The 17,858-nt window shown below is 39.0% G+C and carries 16 protein-coding genes and 1 tRNA gene; 6 read left to right on the forward strand and 11 right to left on the reverse strand.

Annotated elements, in window-relative coordinates; genetic code table 11:
* Positions 1 to 10: 10 nt before the first annotated feature.
* Positions 11 to 934, reverse strand: a complete 924-nt coding sequence (locus AR328_RS11390; protein ID WP_066295134.1) for an ABC transporter permease — start codon at positions 932 to 934, stop codon at positions 11 to 13.
* Between the two features lie 21 nt (positions 935 to 955).
* Positions 956 to 1,861 carry a nickel transporter permease gene (nikC, locus tag AR328_RS11395; protein WP_066295135.1) on the reverse strand — a complete coding sequence of 302 codons (906 nt, stop codon included), beginning with the start codon at positions 1,859 to 1,861 and terminating at the stop codon, positions 956 to 958.
* Between the two features lie 309 nt (positions 1,862 to 2,170).
* On the opposite strand from nikC, the gene AR328_RS11400 reads away from it, so the two are divergent.
* Positions 2,171 to 3,763, forward strand: a complete 1,593-nt coding sequence (locus tag AR328_RS11400; protein ID WP_156422678.1) for a glutathione ABC transporter substrate-binding protein — start codon at positions 2,171 to 2,173, stop codon at positions 3,761 to 3,763.
* Positions 3,764 to 3,851: 88 nt separating this feature from the next.
* On the opposite strand, the gene yhbH is transcribed toward AR328_RS11400, so the two are convergent.
* Positions 3,852 to 5,021, reverse strand: a complete 1,170-nt coding sequence (gene yhbH / locus AR328_RS11405; protein WP_066295136.1) for a sporulation protein YhbH — start codon at positions 5,019 to 5,021, stop codon at positions 3,852 to 3,854.
* Between the two features lie 403 nt (positions 5,022 to 5,424).
* Here yhbH and AR328_RS22540 point away from each other — a divergent pair, with 403 nt between their 5' ends.
* Positions 5,425 to 5,568, forward strand: a complete 144-nt coding sequence (locus AR328_RS22540; protein ID WP_156422679.1) for a hypothetical protein — start codon at positions 5,425 to 5,427, stop codon at positions 5,566 to 5,568.
* Between the two features lie 81 nt (positions 5,569 to 5,649).
* Here the strand turns inward: AR328_RS22540 and AR328_RS11410 are convergent, their stop codons facing one another.
* The 5 genes from AR328_RS11410 to queG form a co-directional block, all read right to left on the reverse strand.
* Positions 5,650 to 7,545 carry a PrkA family serine protein kinase gene (locus AR328_RS11410; RefSeq protein ID WP_066295137.1) on the reverse strand — a complete coding sequence of 632 codons (1,896 nt, stop codon included), beginning with the start codon at positions 7,543 to 7,545 and terminating at the stop codon, positions 5,650 to 5,652.
* A gap of 430 nt (positions 7,546 to 7,975) precedes the next feature.
* A complete protein-coding gene (locus tag AR328_RS11415) occupies positions 7,976 to 8,260 on the reverse strand; it encodes a hypothetical protein (protein ID WP_066295138.1) in 285 nt (94 codons plus the stop codon).
* 105 nt (positions 8,261 to 8,365) lie between these two features.
* Positions 8,366 to 8,839 (reverse strand): tRNA (uridine(34)/cytosine(34)/5-carboxymethylaminomethyluridine(34)-2'-O)-methyltransferase TrmL, encoded by a 474-nt coding sequence (gene trmL, locus AR328_RS11420; protein WP_066295139.1) that lies wholly within the window; start codon positions 8,837 to 8,839, stop codon positions 8,366 to 8,368.
* Positions 8,840 to 8,905: 66 nt separating this feature from the next.
* On the reverse strand, positions 8,906 to 9,787 hold the full coding sequence (locus AR328_RS11425; RefSeq protein ID WP_066295140.1) for an amidase domain-containing protein: 882 nt from the start codon (positions 9,785 to 9,787) through the stop codon (positions 8,906 to 8,908).
* A gap of 94 nt (positions 9,788 to 9,881) precedes the next feature.
* Positions 9,882 to 11,054, reverse strand: a complete 1,173-nt coding sequence (gene queG, locus AR328_RS11430) for a tRNA epoxyqueuosine(34) reductase QueG (protein WP_442854443.1) — start codon at positions 11,052 to 11,054, stop codon at positions 9,882 to 9,884.
* Positions 11,055 to 11,118: 64 nt separating this feature from the next.
* Between queG and AR328_RS11435 the strand changes: the two genes are divergently transcribed.
* Positions 11,119 to 11,787 carry a B3/B4 domain-containing protein gene (locus AR328_RS11435; RefSeq protein WP_066295142.1) on the forward strand — a complete coding sequence of 223 codons (669 nt, stop codon included), beginning with the start codon at positions 11,119 to 11,121 and terminating at the stop codon, positions 11,785 to 11,787.
* 76 nt (positions 11,788 to 11,863) lie between these two features.
* Here AR328_RS11435 and AR328_RS11440 read toward each other — a convergent pair.
* A tRNA-Gly gene (locus AR328_RS11440) sits at positions 11,864 to 11,937 on the reverse strand.
* Between the two features lie 560 nt (positions 11,938 to 12,497).
* Here AR328_RS11440 and AR328_RS11445 point away from each other — a divergent pair.
* The 3 genes from AR328_RS11445 (at position 12,498) to AR328_RS11455 (ending at position 16,018) form a co-directional block, all read left to right on the forward strand.
* Positions 12,498 to 13,115, forward strand: coding sequence for a PH domain-containing protein (locus AR328_RS11445; protein WP_066295143.1), 618 nt, complete (start codon positions 12,498 to 12,500; stop codon positions 13,113 to 13,115).
* 129 nt (positions 13,116 to 13,244) lie between these two features.
* Positions 13,245 to 14,420, forward strand: coding sequence for a sulfite reductase subunit alpha (locus tag AR328_RS11450; RefSeq protein ID WP_066295144.1), 1,176 nt, complete (start codon positions 13,245 to 13,247; stop codon positions 14,418 to 14,420).
* 182 nt (positions 14,421 to 14,602) lie between these two features.
* The gene (locus AR328_RS11455) at positions 14,603 to 16,018 is read left to right on the forward strand and encodes a LysM peptidoglycan-binding domain-containing protein (RefSeq protein ID WP_066295145.1); all 1,416 of its coding nucleotides are present in this window, start codon (positions 14,603 to 14,605) and stop codon (positions 16,016 to 16,018) included.
* Between the two features lie 358 nt (positions 16,019 to 16,376).
* Here AR328_RS11455 and AR328_RS11460 read toward each other — a convergent pair whose 3' ends face one another.
* The gene (locus AR328_RS11460; RefSeq protein WP_066295146.1) at positions 16,377 to 16,910 is read right to left on the reverse strand and encodes a helix-turn-helix domain-containing protein; all 534 of its coding nucleotides are present in this window, start codon (positions 16,908 to 16,910) and stop codon (positions 16,377 to 16,379) included.
* A 15-nt stretch (positions 16,911 to 16,925) separates the two neighbouring features.
* On the reverse strand, positions 16,926 to 17,858 hold the full coding sequence (locus AR328_RS11465; protein ID WP_082677197.1) for an oligopeptide/dipeptide ABC transporter ATP-binding protein: 933 nt from the start codon (positions 17,856 to 17,858) through the stop codon (positions 16,926 to 16,928).

Genomic DNA, 17,858 nt, shown 5'->3' on the forward strand with positions numbered 1-17,858 from the left:
CTCACCAGCCTTAGTTCAAATCAATCCGTTTGTTAATAAAACGGTATGTAACATCCACAAGTGTATTAACAATTACGAAGAGAACAGCACAAACAAGAATCGTCCCCTGTACCATTGGGAAATCATGTGCACGTATAGAATCGATAATCAAGCGGCCTAAACCATTAATGGCAAAAACCGTTTCTGTTACAACTGCTCCCCCTAATAAACCTCCAAATTGCAGGCCGACAACTGTAACAACAGGAACTAAAGCATTGCGCAGAGCATGCTTGTAAATGACTAGCCGATCGCTAACCCCTTTTGCATAGGCTGTGCGAATATAATCCTGATCAATAACTTCAAGCATACTTGAACGTGTCATTCGGGCAATAATGGCTGCACCAACAGTCCCTAACGTAATAACCGGCAAAATCATATGTTCAATAGAACCCCACCCGACAACAGGCAGCCATCCAAGATTAACTGAAAAGAAGTAAATTAACATGATGCCAAGTAAAAAGTTTGGCATTGAGAAGCCGAAAAGTGCCACAAGCATAAGAGAAATATCGGCAAAAGAGCCCTTCCTTGTAGCGGAAATGATCCCTGCAATTAGCCCCCCTAAAACAGCTAATATCGTACCAAGGACGGCAAGTTGAACAGTAATCCAAAATCTCGAATCGAATATTTCATTTGATACAGCACGATTCGTCCGGATCGATGTTCCTAGATCCCCTTGCACAGCATTTGAAACATAACGGAAATATTGCTCATATAAAGGATCGTTCAATCCTAAATTCTCTCGCATCTGTTCGACCTGCACTGGATTAGCGTTCTCTCCAGCCATAATTTGAGCAGGATCCCCAGGAATTAAGTGCATCATTAAAAATACAGCTAGAGTAACCCCGATCATAACAGGGATTGTCTGGATAATTCTTCGAAGAATATATATAAACATGTTCGTTCACCTTCTCTCATATTATTTCTTGGATTTTGGATCAAGTGCATCACGTAATCCGTCACCAAATAAGTTAAAGCCTACTACAACTAGCAAAATTGCTAATCCCGGTATTAGAGTAACGTGTGGAGCTTGTGCTAAATAAGAACGGCCCTGTGAAAGCATGAAACCCCACTCAGGAGTTGGCGGCTTTGTCCCCATTCCAAGGAAAGAAAGTGAACTGGCAGTAATGATGGCTGACGCAATATAAAGTGTAGCTTGTACAATGATTGGAGAAAGAATATTGGGAAGAATGTGCTTAAAGATAATTCTAAAATCACTCGAACCCATAGCCCTTATTGCATCAATGTACTCTAGCTTTTTTACACTTAAAGTAGACCCGCGAACAATCCGTGCAAATGTTGGAACCGCGAAAAAGGCAACTGCGATAATCACATTCGTTGTACTTGCGCCTAGCACACTTATGATGGCCAGTGCCAGCAAAATACCAGGGAAAGCTAGTAAAATATCACATATTCTCATAATGAATGAATCGACCCATTTGCCGTAATATCCAGCGGTAATTCCTAATAGAATTCCGACAAACGCACCGAGGACAGTTGATAAAATTCCGATAGATAATGAAATTCTTGCTCCAAATAATATACGGCTTAAAATATCACGTCCCTTGTCGTCCGTGCCTAGCCAATGCTCAGATGAAGGCGCTTGCAATTTTTTGACCAATGCCATTTCCGCAGGATCATACGGTGCAAGCAGGGGTGCAAAAATAGCCATAAAAGCAACGGCAAGGACAATAAAGGCCCCACACATGGCCGCCTTGTTTTTCGCAAGTTTCTTATAAAAGGCTTTCGCTCGGGCTGCCTTTGGATTGTACTGTTTAACAGGAATGGCCGGAGCGGTTGATTGAAGCTGTGGCTGTTGATTCATATCCTTTTTTTCATCCTTTCATTAGTAGATTAAAGATTAGAAAAATTCAAAACACACAACGAATATCATATATAAATTTTAATGATATGACAATGCTTTTTAATTAGCAGAATATGATTATCCTTTAATCAAAATGCTAGTTTACCACCCTTTCTCCTATTAAATGGAAAATTGTTGAATTACAGAGATATGATTACATTTTTATGACAATATTAACATATAAATTAAATTTTACCAAAATAAATCTTGTAAATTATCAATTGTTCTACTATTATAAAAATTGTACGACAAAATAAGGGGGTTATTTTTTTGATTAAAAAGAACAATCTTCTGCTAATGTTAGCGCTTGCATTTATTTTAGTGCTGTCAGCATGTAGCGGAAAAAGCAACACTACTACTGAGGAAGCTCCTGCTAAGGAAGGCGACACGCCTAAGACAGAAGAGCCAGCAGCTGGCGGCAAAGACTTCATCTATGTGACAGGATCAGATGCACCAACTTTAGATCCACATGGAGTGAATGACACTGCATCTAATACTGCAACAACTCAACTATATGAGCGTTTGACAGATTACGCACCAGATGGATCTGTTGTTCCTTTACTTGCGACTGAATATAAAGCAGTAGACGATACAACTTGGGAATTCAAACTTCGTGAAGGAGTTAAATTCCATGATGGAACAGATTTCAATGCTGAAGCTGTTAAATTGAGCTTTGAAAGAATTATCGATCCTGAATTTGCTTCACCAAAAGCAGTAATTCTTAACGTGATTAAAGAAGTTAAGGTTATTGATGATCACACAATTCAAATCATTACAGAGAAGCCTTTTGCTCCTCTGCCAGCTCACTTAGCACATAACGCTGGTTCAATCATCGCTCCTTCTGCTCTTCAAGCAGAAAAAGATGGCGGAAAGAAAGTGGACGAAAATCCAATTGGTACAGGTCCTTTCAAATTCGATTCTTGGAACCGTGGTGCTGAAATTAAATTTGTTAAAAACGATGAATATTGGGGAGAAAAACCTTCCATTGAAACAGTTTCAATCAAAGTTGTACCAGAACAAGCTACACGTGTAGCAATGATCGAAACTGGCGAAGCTCATCTTATGCTAGTAGGTGCTTCTGACGTTTCCCGTGTGGAAGCAATGGATGGAATCGAGATTGACCGTGTTCGCGGTACTCGTATGGACTACGTAAGTTTCAACTTGAATAAAGCTCCATATGACAACATTAAAGTTCGTCAAGCGATTGCAATGGCTATTAACAAAGATGATGTTGTAAACGGAATCTTAGATGGTCAAGGAGTTCCAGCTGTTGGTCCATTAGCTCCTACAGTTGTTGGCAACTACCAAGACTTAAAGCCGCTTCCATATGATGTAGAAGCTGCGAAGGAATTACTTGCAGAAGCTGGATTTGCAGATGGTTTCAAAACAACGATCTATGTAAACGAAGGAAGTAAAGAGCGTGCGGATATTGCAGAATTAGTTCAAGCACAATTAGCTGAAATTAATATTGAAGTAGATATCCAAGTTATTGAGTGGGGAACATTCCTTGAGAAAACTGCTGCTGGTGAGCACGAATTATTCGTTCTAGGCTGGACTACAGTAACAGGTGATGCTGACTACGGCTTATACGCATTATTCCATTCTGCTAACCATGGATCAGTTGGTAACCGTTCATTCTACACGAACGCTAAAGTGGATGAGTTACTTGATAAAGGACGTACAAGCACAAATCAAGATGATCGTAACGAAGCATACAAAGAAGTTTCTGAAATTCTTGTAGAAGAAGCTCCAATGGTATACCTGCACCATCCTGACTTTGTTCATGCGACAAACGGAGTTGAATCTGGTTTATTCGTAAACTTCAGTGGAACTCCATTCTTTAAAGATATTAAATTAAAATAATATCATAAAAGGACAACCCCATTTCTATGTTTGAAATGGGGTTGTCCTTTTTTAATAGATTAAGAGAGAAGGGTCTACCTTCTCTCCATTAGACGTACATTTTATCTTCTTCCTTCTTGAAAAAGCTCTTCATGGCGTGAAATACATCCACTTTTTGTTTTAGAATATAGTAACGGAAATCATCATGTTTGATGTTTTTATATGCGGACATGAGGGTCGAGTGGCGATTGTATTGATTTACCTCGCCATAGCCAAACATATTGGAAACCTTCATTAGCTCTTCAACAAGCTTTACACAGCGAGCATTATCAGAGGTCAGGTTGTCTCCGTCTGAAAAGTGAAATGGATAAATATTAAATCTGCGAGGGTTATATTTTGCATCAATAATCTCTAATGCTTTTCGATAGGCTGAGGAACAGATCGTACCCCCGCTTTCACCTTTTGAAAAGAAATCTTCCTCTGATACAACCTTTGCCTCCGTGTGGTGGGCAATAAATTCAATTTCTACGGTTTCATATTTCGTCCTCAAAAATCTTGTCATCCAGAAGAAAAAGCTTCTTGCCATATACTTTTCCCATATTCCCATTGAGCCGCTCGTATCCATCATCGCTAATACGACTGCTTTAGAATCAGGTTTCGTAACCTCATTCCATGTCTTAAATTTTAAATCCTCTTGATAGATAGGATGAAAGCTAGGCTTTCCGGTCATGGCATTTCGTTTAAATGCGGTCATCATCGTTCGTTTCTTATCAATATTCCCCATTAAGCCTGTTTTTCGGATATCGTTAAATTCAATGTTTTCAACAAGAATTTCCGCTTGTTCTTTTCTTTTTAAATTAGGCAGCTCTAACTGTTTAAAGAGTGCCTCTTCAATTTCCATTAAAGAAACTTCCGCTTCAAAATAATCTTCACCAGGCTGATCGCCTGCTCCCTGTCCTTTACCAGGTCCTTTTTGATTGCTTGATCCATCACGGGCCACTACATCACCAACGCGGCTTTCTCCATCTCCTTGGCCAACATGTTTGTTTTTATCATAATTATAGCGAATTTTATATTCGTCTAATGAACGAATCGGGATTTTTACTACTTCCCGACCATTCGACATGACTATACTCTCTTCTGTTATGAGATCAGGTAAATTATTTCGAATGGCATCCTGAACTTTTTCCTGATGGCGCTGCTGGTCATCATGGCCTTTGCGATGGAGGGACCAATCTTCTTGAGAAATCACAAACTGATGGTTATTCTTTTCGGTCACATTAAGCCCTCCTTTAATCAATTTCCGCGCACAATTCTAACTAAACAACATACAATATCGAGAGTGTCAACAGAATGGCGCCCAGCTATTAAAAATATGCTTCGTGTAAGCTAAATATACTTTATAGCTAGACAATGGAACTAGGGTTTTTGCTCATCTAACCACATTTCACAAATCTAATTGACAAAAGGCTCTTAACCTTCTTTCTTCTTTTGGACATCTTAAGGCTAAGAATGTTTATTACTTTATCCTATGCAAGAACTCAAAATAATTTACAAATAATTTTGATAATAGAGTAGTTTCCCTTTCCATCAGGACAAGCTTTCTTTTATACTAATTACATACATATAGTGATTCATTCCGAAATAAACTTTAGTAACCATTAATATATCGAGGTGACATAATGAGCGAGTTCCTATGCTGTGACCGATGCGGTGAGCTTTCCATGTATGAACGTACGATTTATATTGATAATAAACCCATTTGCCCTTCCTGCAGCAATTTAGCCGTTTATTTACCAGAGACACTATTGGTTGAAGAGAAATAAGTGAATAATGGTAGAAAAAGGACTGACAGAATTGCTGTCAGTCCTTTTCTTGCCTAAGCTTTATAGTCATGATTTTGCATCTTACCTATTTAATAGGCTGCCAACATACCTCAGCAGTTCGTTCGCAGAAGTCGAATTGTAGCCATGCTCATCGATTAAGCGCGCCACGACTTCGTTTACCTTTTTAAGCTGCTGTTCATCCGGTGTTTTTGAAGAGGTTGTAATTTTCACAACATCCTTTAAATCGGCAAATAATTTCTTTTGAATCGCTTCACGGAGCCTGTCGTGTGAATTATAATCGAATCTCTTTCCTTTACGAGCGTAAGCGGAAATTCGAATGAGGATCTCTTCACGGAACGCTTTTTTCGCATTTTCCGAAATGCCAATTTGCTCCTCAATGGAACGCATGAGCTTCTCATCCGGATTAATTTCCTCGCCTGTTAGTGGATCACGCAGCTTCGATTTATTGCAATACGCCTCCACATTATCCAAGTAGTTATCCATAAGTGTTTTCGCGGACTCTTCATATGAATACACAAATGCCTTCTGTACTTCCTTCTTCGCGATTTCATCATATTCCTTACGGGCAAGGGAAATGAAATTTAAATATCGCTCCCTAAGCTCTTGTGTAATCGATGGATGCTGATCCAGTCCTTCTTTCAATGATCTTAATACATCCAATGCATTGATGGAGGTGATCTCTTTTCGAATGATCGTTGAAGAAATTCGATTAATGACATAACGCGGATCGATGCCGCTCATGCCTTCATCCTGATATTCCTTTTTCAGCTCTTCCACATCAGCCCGATTATAGCCTTCAACGCTCTCACCATCATAAAGGCGCATTTTCTTCACTAAATCGATATCGCCCTTCTTCGGTTCCTTCAAGCGTGTTAGAATCGTAAACATCGCTGCTACTCTTAATGTGTGCGGTGCAATATGAACATCATAAACATCACTTTCACGAATCATTTTATCATAAATTTTCTCCTCTTCCGTTACCTTTAAATTATACGGAATCGGCATCACAATAATCCTCGAGTGAAGGGCTTCATTTTTCTTATTGGAAATGAAAGACCGGTACTCCGTCTCGTTTGTATGTGCAACAATTAATTCATCAGCGGAAATAAGCGCAAACCTTCCTGCTTTAAAATTTCCTTCCTGTGTTAATGATAATAGATGCCATAGAAACTTCTCATCGCATTTCAGCATCTCTTGGAATTCCATCATTCCACGGTTTGCTTTATTCAATTCCCCATCAAACCGGTATGCCCTAGGGTCTGATTCAGAACCGTATTCAGCAATAGTAGAGAAATCAATGCTTCCAGTTAAATCGGCAATGTCTTGAGATTTCGGATCGGATGGACTGAATGTTCCGATTCCCACTCTTCGGTCTTCAGAGAAAATAATTCTTTCTACTAGTACATCCTCAATTCTTCCGTCATATTCCTGCTCTAGGCGCATCATGTTCAGCGGAGATAAATTTCCTTCAATTCTGATCCCGTATTCATCATGAAAATCCTGTCTAAGATGGTGTGGAATAAGATGTAATGGATCTTCATGCATCGGACAGCCTTTTATCGCATAGACTGCTCCCCGATCTTGATGAGAATAAGCTTCTAAGCCTCTTTTGAGCATCGTCACTAATGTTGATTTTCCACCACTAACAGGTCCCATTAATAAAAGAATTCTTTTTCGAACATCCAGTCTTTTTGCAGCCGGATGAAAATATTCTTCTACCAGTCTTTCCAGTGCTTCTTCTAGGCCAAATAATTGGTTGCTGAAAAAGCGATATCGTTTCTGCCCCTTTACGTCCTCAATACCCGAATCTTTAATCATATTATATACCCGGGAATGTGCCGACTGGGCAACCCATGGCTTCTCTTTAATAATTTCTAAATACTCTCCAAAAGTCCCTTCCCATTTAAGCTTTTCCTCTTCATGTCGATACATCTCAATTTTTTTTAGAATATCCATAAGGACCTCCCCCTGTCGCAATTTCAGAGACGATTAATATACTGTATGCGCGCCTGTAAATGAACATGCTAATTTAGGGAATAGATCCGGTTGTCCTTTTTTAAAATAAATATTATGAAAAAGAAGAATGATGAGATGGAGGGCTGTTGCCCCATTTCCGCGGGTTCGTCTATTAGGTTTTCATGAAAACTTCACAAATGATCCAGGGTTAAAAATTTTCCACAGATTTTATTTCACACTTTCATTTTATTGGGCTATAATAAGCATATATTGATTGAAATGATTATTGTTGATAAGGAGGATTTCATACATATGGGTACGGTTATTATTCTCGGTGTTATGGTTGCTTTCCTTGCTGCTATTTTCACATCTGGTTATGTAGATAAGCCAGGAACAGGCAAATAAAAAAAGCTGCTAAATGCAGCTTTTTTTATTTGAGGTTTAGTTCTAATTTTTCAACAAATTCCTTCATATACATTCTCGATTGCTTCTCCAGCATATTAGCCATTTGGCTTGTCCAAGAATCATTTCTTTTTCCGTTTGTTCTTTCATCATAATATTCAGAAATGATCTGATTATATATTTCCAGCCGGTTGCGAATTTCTTCTTTATCTTGGTCGTATTCATTTTCATGGTATACAGATTCAAGTGGAAGTCTCGGTTTCAGATCTGTATTTTGTGCAGATATTGTAAACAAACTTTTCTTATTTCTCAAAAGGAAGGACCTTTTAGGCGTTTAATGAAAATAACGGAATGTCAGTCCGCATTAATTCAAAAAAAATAACACTCAAGTACATGAGCGTTATTCTTCATAAATCTCTTACAGTAAATGGATATAATCTTGCTGGCGTAATGCTTCATATATAAGGATGGCTGCAGTGTTGGATAAGTTCAAGGAACGAACATTATCATTCATCGGAATTCGAAGCGCACGTTCCTTATTCCTCTCAATAACGTCCTTAGGCAGGCCTGTTGTTTCTTTCCCAAAAATAAAATAATAATCCTTTTCCTTATTATTATAGTCAAATGAAGAGTGGGGCTTCGTTCCAAACTTTGTTAAGAAAAAATAGTCCCCGCCTGCTGTCTTTTCAAAAAAATCATCGAGTGAATCATAATAAATGATATTGACGAATTGCCAATAGTCCAACCCAGCTCGTTTTAACATTTTATCATCAGTTGAAAAGCCGAGAGGGCGAATTAAATGCAAGGTTGTATCAGTCGCAGCACAAGTACGAGCGATATTTCCTGTATTTGCTGGAATTTCTGGTTGATATAAAACTACATGCAATGCCACGTATTTCACCTCTAAAAATAAACTATATGGGATATTATATCACTGATTTACTCCTTCTACATCCAATCATTGATCATCCACGATTGTAAAAAATTTATATTTAATATTCGGTGTGTAGGCAGTTGAATCCTCATAGGCCCAATATCTCATGCGGCTATTTGTAGTATGTGCATTGACTAGAGGCATCCCATAAGCATCCTTTGCCGTTACAATTGTTGAATGATCATATCGTCCATCCCCTTGAAAATCGTAGCAAATAACGTCACCAAGCATTAATTGTTCAGGACTTGAAACCTCTTTGGCCCGAAGTCCTATGGAAGTACGAGGCAAATGGAGCCTCATGGAGTTTGCAACAGACCAGCTATAGCTCCAATTCTTATTCAACATCCACCAGCCCGCCCCCCTATTAGGATACCCTCTCATTGGGCCGCCACCTGCATGCAAGCATTGCGAAATATAATTCGTGCAATCAACCTCGAATGTTTCATAGGCAGGATTATAACTATTCCACCAACGTTCAGCATATTGAACTGCTTTTAAACGGTTATACTCGTAAACAATTCTCTCATCAGAATCCTCTATTTCTAAGTTTTGTTCACTTTCCTGTTTCGCTTCTGCATAATGATTTATTTCATGATCCTCAATAAATATTCCTTTATAAAATTCAGCTCTTCTATCCTCAATTTCTTCTTCTAAGAAGAATATATCCTTCTGCTTCACCAAGTATTTAAAATGAACATTATATCGAACGGAATCTTTATCTTCATGACCATGATCAACGGATATGATGTTCCCTATTGACTTTGCCTTAATAATTTCACCTGAACGCTTTGCAAGCCCCTCTTTCTTAATTTCAATTTTTGGGCAGAAATGAGCCCGGCTCCTATTTTTTTGAGAAACACATTGCTGCACCCTTTTTTGTAAAAGCTCCTGAAGCTGCTCTCTCACTGGGCAACCACTCCTTTCATAAATATATATATGAAAGGAGATGAATGATTTTCCCCATAAAAAAATGAGGCAGGCAATAGGGCCGACCTCATTTCTACTCAAAAAAGCTTAAACCTAAATGAATCTCACTTAAAACTTCTTCTTCTTTTTCATTTTGCAGAGCCTTTTCTAATGCAAGACGAGCGGTTTCTCCCCCAATTTTTCCTATTGCCCAAGCGGCAGTTCCACGGATAACAGGCCGAGAGTCTGAATTCATGACTTCAATAAGATCATCAACAGCTGTTTCGTCTTTAAAATGGGCTAATGCAACAATAGCATTTCGCTGGATAGGCTTTTTTCCTCTCCACGATCCAGATAAAGGTCCAAACCTTTCTTTAAAATCCCGGTTGCTAATTTGAAGAAGCGGTTTTAATAATGGTTTGACAATCTCAGGATCTGGCTCCATTTCCTCGTGGAAAAAGAAGTTCTTCCCTTTGTTTTCCGGACAAGCCGTTTGGCAAGAATCACAGCCATACAGGCGATTCCCTAATTTCTCACGGAACTCCTCTGGAAGAAATCCCTTTGTCTGTGTGAGAAAAGCGATACACCTTTGTGCATTTAGCTGTCCCCCTTGCACTAAAGCTCCTGTTGGACAGGCTTCGATACATTTATTGCATGTCCCGCAGCGATCCTCCATCGGCTGATCTGGCTCAAAAGGAATGGATGTGATCATTTCGCCTAAATACACGTAAGAACCGAATTCTGGAGTAATAATGGAACAATTCTTCCCGCTCCAGCCGATACCTGCTCGTTCCGCAACAGCTCTGTCCACTAATTCTCCTGTATCCACCATGGACTTGCATTTGGCATCGGGAAATAAATCCTTAATAAATTCCTCAAGCAGCTGCAGCCGACTCCGTAAAATATGATGGTAATCTTCACCCCAGGATGCACGGCAAAATATCCCGCGTCTTTCCCCTTTTTTACTGACAACTCTCTCGTTCATTTTAGAAGGGTAAGCAAGAGCGATAGAGATAATGGAGCGAGGCTCGTCCATCAGCAATGCAGGATTAATCCTTTTCTCAATATCCTTTTCTTCGAATCCTGATTGGTATTGAAGCTCCTGCTGGCGAATAAGCCGATTTTTCATTTCATCAAAAGTATTTGCCGTTGTGAAACCAATTTTATCAATGCCAATTTTTTTACTGTATTCAATTATTTCTTGTTTTAATCTTGCCGAATTCACCTTGTCCCCTCCTTTCTGCGTTGTATATATATGAAGGTCCATAATATTATTTAAATCATCGCTTCTTATGATAAACTATTTTTAATTGATTTGGGAGGTGGAAAGGATGGAAATTCGTGTTTCTTCTGAGATTTGCGGACTTATACCAGACTTTAAAATCGGAGTTATCCGTTATCAGAATATTGAGGTTGGCGAATCTCCGCAAATGGTGAAAGGACGCCTGCAGCTGTTTCAGGAATCCATTTATTTTGATTTAGAGGATAAAAATGTGACAGATTTAGATGGGATCAAAGAATGGAGACAGGTTTTTAAAGCTGTCGGGAAAGACCCTAACCGCTACCGTCATTCAGCTGAAGCCCTATACCGCAGAGTCAAAAAGCAAAACTATTTACAGCCTGTGAACAGTGCTACTGATATTAATAACTTCTTCTCTTTGCAATATCAAATTCCACTGGGCATCTATGATATGGACAAGCTGAATGGGAGTGTAACGATGAGGCTTGGAGACGATGGTGAAGAATATGTTGGACTTAACGGCAGATCCAATTCACTTAACCGCTTAATTGTAACGAGTGATGATACAGGCTCTTTTGGCAGCCCTTTTGTAGATTCAGAAAGAACCTCTGTGACCGAAAAAACAAAAAACGCTATACATATTGTTTATTTACGTCCGTCCTTCAATATCGACGAAGCGAATGAAATGGTCACATCTCTTATGAATATGTTTATTCAAATTCATGGCGGACAAGGAAATATAGAGATCAAAGGGTGCTAAACTGGCACCTTTTTTTAGACATTAAAAAACGCAACACCTCGTTCTTTATTGAAACGAAACACTGCGTTGATATGTATGGAGCGGGTGATGGGAATCGAACCCACGACAACAGCTTGGAAGGCTGTAGTTTTACCACTAAACTACACCCGCATTCTATATTGTATTAAAAGGTTATTTACTTTACGATTTGTCATGCCTCTTCCTCTGCAAGTTCATTCAGGGATGCTAATGCGTCGAGGCAACTCGGAGCTTATTCATGATGCATCGCTCGTGGCTGTAGTTTTACCACTAAACTACACCAGCATTTTACTGCAAATAAAAAAACAGGTTTCCCTGTAAATTTCATAAACATTAAATTAACATTTTCTTAATATTACAACCTATTTAAAGTATCGTCAAGTTTTTTTCGACAAATTTCTTTGTTATTCTTTCTTTTGAGATGTCCGAAAAGTGCCTGGATGGACTTTTTGGTCGTGATGGTCCCTCGAAATGTCCGTCCACGAACCCTGGATGGACTTTTCGGACATAATCGGACTTGAAATGTCCGTCCAAGGAGCACGGACCGCCTTTTTGCTCCACTCGAATGTCTTAAGCGAGCTTATTTATAACCAATTATTTCAATTTATTGACAACCTTCTATTTTCACATAAGAATAGACATGTAACTATATAATGTGATGGATTCATTATTTAAAAGAAAGGAAGATACATATGTTTAAGAGAATTGCGGCAGATGCCTTAGGCTTATCTGATATTGGGAAAATTATTGACCCGCAAGACTATGACAAAACCGAGGCTGATGACTATGTGATGCATGAGGATAATGAGAAAATTTATTTTCTTATTAAAACAAAGGCAGATGAATACTGTTTTACAAATTTAGCGCTGATCCATGTAGATGGGGAAAAAGCGATCTCGTCCAAGAGAACATTAAGAAGATATTCATATTATGAAAATGAAATATCGGATGTAATCTTAGAAACTGCTGGAAAAATCGATCTCGATATCGAAATAAAATTCAAATTAGGCTCACAAATTTTTGATATTGATGTACAGAAAGATCAAATTGAAAAATTAAAAGATTTATATAAAGCACTGATCCGTATTTCCGAGATTTATAAGGAAAATAAAAAATATGTAGGCCTTGCTGACGCGAGTCTTGAGAAGGCAGTATCTATTTTGCATAGTGCACGCCTAGGAGAAAAGACAGAATTAGAAAAAGAATTTCAAAAGCTAACCGATTTTGGCTTTGCTTGGACCACCTCCGTTAGAGAACAATACCAAACTAAGGACTTTGGCAAAGTTTTTGAAAAATATATCAATAATTAAGAAGCTTCCCCGTAAAGAAAATTTCTAATTGAAGTTTTGAAGAATCTTACTATTGTGTGACAAAAAACAATTCTGTTTTTACATTGATATGGTATCCTAGGTATATACTACTTTTGGAGGTATCGAGATATGGCAATTACTGTAGAAAACCCTAAAAATGCCAAAAGTGACAAACCACAATTTTCAAGGACCAATCCATTTTTAGCCCCGGTTCTTAAAAATAGTAATTTAAATGGAACAGGCTCAAGTAAAGAAACAAGACATATTGAGTTATCATTAAAAGGTTCTGGCCTTTCATATGTTCCAGGTGATGCGCTTGGTATTGTCCCTGCAAATGATCCAGAGCTTGTATCATCCCTTCTTGAAGAAATGAACTGGGATAGTGAAGAAATTGTAACTGTTGGTAAGCAAGGGGAGACGCTGCCATTAAAGGAAGCGTTAACAACGTACCTTGAAATTACTCTGCTGACGAAAAAGGTTTTACAACAGGCGGCAGCCTTCACAGAAAATGAAGAGCTCCAAAAGCTTATATTGGTTGAAAATGCAGATCAGCTAAAGGAATATTGTTATGGCCGCGATTTATTAGATATGTTGCGTGACTTCGGTCCTTGGAAAGCAACTGCTCAAGAAATCGTTTCCATATTGAGAAAAATGACGCCGCGTCTTTATTCGATCGCAAGCAGCATAAGCGCTAATCCAGATGAAGTTCATCTAACAATTGGTGCTGTACGATATACTGCTCACGGCCGTGAACGAAAAGGGGTTTGTTCAGTTCAATGTGCTGAGCGAGTTCAAGAAGGAGAGACGCTGCCAGTCTTTGTTCAAGCCAATAAACACTTCTATTTACCAGAGTCACTTGAGAAGGATATTATTATGGTTGGTCCAGGGACAGGCATTGCCCCATTCCGTTCATTTATCCAGGAATGGGCAGTCAATCAAGCACTTGGCCGCACATGGCTCTTTTTCGGAGATCAGCATGAATCAACGGATTTCCTTTATAATGACGAATTGGAAAAATATCAACAAGATGGCGTATTAACAAAGCTTGATACTGCCTTCTCTCGTGATACAGCTGAAAAAGTGTATGTGCAGCATAAAATGCTTGAACATAGTAAAGAATTGTTTGAATGGATTAATAATGGAGCTTATTTCTACGTTTGTGGAGATAAGGAACGCATGGCGAAAGATGTTAACGACGCGCTTGTTACTGTTATTGAAACAGAAGGTTCAATGACTCGAGATGAAGCCGAAGCGTATTTGAAAGATATGCAGAAGCAAGGCCGTTATCAGCGTGATGTATATTAAATGAAATACTTACGGACCAATGTGTAAGTGAATATCCGTCTAATAGAGACAAAAGGGTGTTAGCGTAAATCCAGCTAATACCTTTTTGTCTTTATATATTTATGCTGTTTTTCTTTTAAAAAAATCATAAATACACGTTCATAGAATAAAGTGTAAAGAAATATTTAAAGAGGAGGCTATCCATGCATATACATGTTGTTCAACATGGTGAAAACCTGTGGCTGATATCTCAGAGATACGGAGTCAACATGAATCAAATTGCTTCTGCCAATCAGCTAGATAATCCAAATGTTTTAGTCGTTGGGCAAGCGCTGGTTATCCCCGCACCTTTTCAAGCCTATGTTGTTAAGCGCGGAGATACTCTTTCAGCGATAGCAAGACGGTATGGAACGACCATTGAGGCAATTGCCGAGGCAAATCAAATTATAGATCCTTCCCTGATTTATATTGGGCAGGTTTTAACTATCCCAATTATTTTCCATACTGTCAAGCAGGGGGAAGCCCTTTGGCTAATTGCAAGAAATTATGGAACGACTGTGGAAGCAATTGCTCAATTGAATCAGATTGCCAACCCTTCCTTAATCTATCCTGGTCTTGTAATAAGAATCCCCGAAAGATCTCGGCCAGTAATTGAAGTGAATTCTTATACAACCAAATCTTCTGAATCTGGGCGACAGGAAGTTCTGAATTTAGGAAGATATTTCACATACCTATCTCCTTTTACTTATTCAATGAAGGAAGACGGAACCATTACACCTCGGAAAGAGGAAGCTATCGTAGCAGCAGCCCGAACAAAACATGTAGTGCCATTGTTAGTTCTTACTAATTTTTCAGGAAATAAATTCGATTCAGATCTTGCCGCAGCTATTCTTCGCAATCCAACTCTTCAGGAAACCTTAATCACCAACATACTTAATACGATTAGATCCAAAGGCTATTTGGGCTTAAATTTGGACTTAGAATATGTTTACCCAGAGGACCGAGAAAACTATAATTCATTTTTGCGCCGTGTGGTCGCTAGATTACGTCCTTTAGGATTATCAGTTTCAACCGCTCTTGCACCAAAGGCCAGCGACGACCAAAAAGGGCTGCTTTATGAGGCACACGATTATAAAGCACAAGGTGAAATTGTCGACTTTATTGTATTGATGACCTATGAGTGGGGATGGGCTGGCGGAAAACCGTGGGCAATAGCTCCAATCAATGAAGTCCGGCGAGTATTAGATTATGCCGTAACAGTTATCCCCCCTAATAAAATTCTTATGGGATATCCACTTTACGGAAGAGACTGGAAAATCCCTTGGGTACAAGGAACTTTAGCCAAAACAGTCAGTCCACAGGAAGCCATCCGCCTTGCCGCCAAATACGGGGTTGCGATCCAATACCATCAAACGTATCAATCTCCGTTTTTCCGTTACACAGATGAAAACGGGCAAAAGCACGAGGTTTGGTTTGAAGACGCACGCAGTGCACAGGCTAAATTCGATACAGTGAAAATTTACGGACTAAGAGGTGTCAGTTACTGGGTACTAGGAAGTCCATTCCCTCAGAATTGGCTGGTGCAGGACTGGAATTTTAGGACGAGGAAGTTGATATGAGGTATATGTAACAATGAGTTCTATTAAAAAGTGGACAGCGGCTAATAAATTTCTGAATGTGGCGGAATCTGGTTCCGTTATTTATATAAAATAACTCTTTTTGGACACCTAGCGGACAGTCGTTCCTTTATTTGATGAAAAACTCGCATTTTTTCATGGTTTTTATCAAATAAAGGATTCTGTGTCCTCCAAATTACTCAAACTCAATTATTTATGCAAATAAAGGATTCTGTGTCCTTAAAAAAGGCCACATCACTCAATGTAAACACTTTTCAGCCGAAAATGTGTAAAATGCCCATAGTATTAAATATCTCTGAACATTTTCTTCTCCAGTACTTACTAACCTGTTAGAAAATTTTTACGCTTCCTTCATCACCCAAACCGAAACCGCCTTCTCCACCCCAACATTCACATAACGGTGGGGAGTAGTGCTCTGAAAATAAATACTATCGCCAGCTTGAAGAGAAATTTCATCATCACCTAATGCAATAATCATTTCCCCTTGAATCACATATCCAAACTCAACCCCAGGGTGACTGACCAGTTCCATCTCACTTTGCTCTCCAGGCAGGATTTCAACCAACAAAATCTGCTCTTCTCCAAGATGACTTGGCAAAAGTTCATGGTAACTTACGATATCATTCGATAATTGCAGTAATCTGTGTTCACCTTTTCTAATAACAAATTGATTTTCTTTTGAGCCATCAAAAAAATAATTGATTGGCGTATTTAAAGCTGTGCATATTTTCCAGAAATTGCTGACTGTTGGATCGACAAGACCCCGCTCAATTTGGGAAAGAAGGCCTTGGCTTAACCCCGTTTTTTCAGACAAATCAGCGAGCGTGAAGCCTTGCTTTTTGCGAATTTCTCTGACCTTGTATTCCTTTATCATCTCTTTACCCGCCCTTCAATAGTGACATGCTGCCAGATGGTCTTGTTCTCCGCCTTCAAGCTTAGGGCTGATTAAACACTTGTCTGTCCGTTTGGGACACTTTTCATAGAAAACACAGCTGCCTTCTACCTTTGGCTGCAGCGTTTCAGCAAAGCCTTTGATGCCTTGTTCATTATTTTCAAAAAGGCTAGGCAATGATGATAAAAGGATTTCCGTATATGGGTGCTGTGGATCATTAAATAGTTTGTCCGTTTCACCCATTTCGACGATATTGCCCTTATAGAGCACAGCGACCTTTGTGCACATATATTTAATGACGGACATATTGTGTGAGATAAATAAATAGGTTAATCTTCGTTCTTCCTTTAATTCCTTCAAAAGATTAAGAACTTGTGCCTGCACGGAAACGTCCAATGCTGATGTGGGTTCATCAAGGACGATAAAGGAAGGATCTGTTATTAGTGCTCTGGCAATCGCAATTCTTTGGCGCTGTCCACCGCTGAATTCATGGGGGTATCGGTCAAGATGCTCTTCCTTTAACCCTACCCGTTTTATTAATCTCAATAAATTTTCGTACGAACCTTTTTGCCTTCTCTCAGTTTTATCAAGTGCATAGAGTGGTTCCAGAATAATTTCTTTAATAGTCATCCTGGGATCTAATGAAGATTGCGGATCTTGGAATACGGTTTGTAATTCTCCTGGCTTTCTCCGAATATACTTATTTCTTTTCCACAAAGGATTGCCTTGATAAAGGATATCGCCTCCTGTAGGAGATTCTAGTCCAATAAGTAATTTGCCAAACGTGCTTTTTCCAGATCCTGATTCACCGACAAGCCCCAATACCTCCCCTTCAGAAATAGAAATGGACATATTATCCAGTGCTTTCACGGTTAATTTCCCTTTTTGATAATGCTTATGTACGTGATCCATTTCAATCATGACCGTCAT

It is taken from the genome of Bacillus sp. FJAT-29937 (assembly GCF_001509555.1).
Taxonomy (GTDB): Bacteria; Bacillota; Bacilli; order Bacillales; family Cytobacillaceae; genus Cytobacillus.

Coding starts and splice junctions, on each gene's coding strand:
- AR328_RS11390 (WP_066295134.1), bottom strand. CDS start 934: ATGTTTATATATATTCTTCGAAGAATTATCCAGACAATCCCTGTTATG.
- nikC (WP_066295135.1), bottom strand. CDS start 1,861: ATGAATCAACAGCCACAGCTTCAATCAACCGCTCCGGCCATTCCTGTT.
- AR328_RS22540 (WP_156422679.1), top strand. CDS start 5,425: ATGAGCGAGTTCCTATGCTGTGACCGATGCGGTGAGCTTTCCATGTAT.
- AR328_RS11410 (WP_066295137.1), bottom strand. CDS start 7,545: ATGGATATTCTAAAAAAAATTGAGATGTATCGACATGAAGAGGAAAAG.
- queG (WP_442854443.1), bottom strand. CDS start 11,054: ATGGACCTTCATATATATACAACGCAGAAAGGAGGGGACAAGGTGAAT.
- AR328_RS11435 (WP_066295142.1), top strand. CDS start 11,119: ATGGAAATTCGTGTTTCTTCTGAGATTTGCGGACTTATACCAGACTTT.
- AR328_RS11445 (WP_066295143.1), top strand. CDS start 12,498: ATGTTTAAGAGAATTGCGGCAGATGCCTTAGGCTTATCTGATATTGGG.
- AR328_RS11450 (WP_066295144.1), top strand. CDS start 13,245: ATGGCAATTACTGTAGAAAACCCTAAAAATGCCAAAAGTGACAAACCA.
- AR328_RS11455 (WP_066295145.1), top strand. CDS start 14,603: ATGCATATACATGTTGTTCAACATGGTGAAAACCTGTGGCTGATATCT.
- AR328_RS11460 (WP_066295146.1), bottom strand. CDS start 16,910: ATGATAAAGGAATACAAGGTCAGAGAAATTCGCAAAAAGCAAGGCTTC.
- AR328_RS11465 (WP_082677197.1), bottom strand. CDS start 17,858: ATGACGGTCATGATTGAAATGGATCACGTACATAAGCATTATCAAAAA.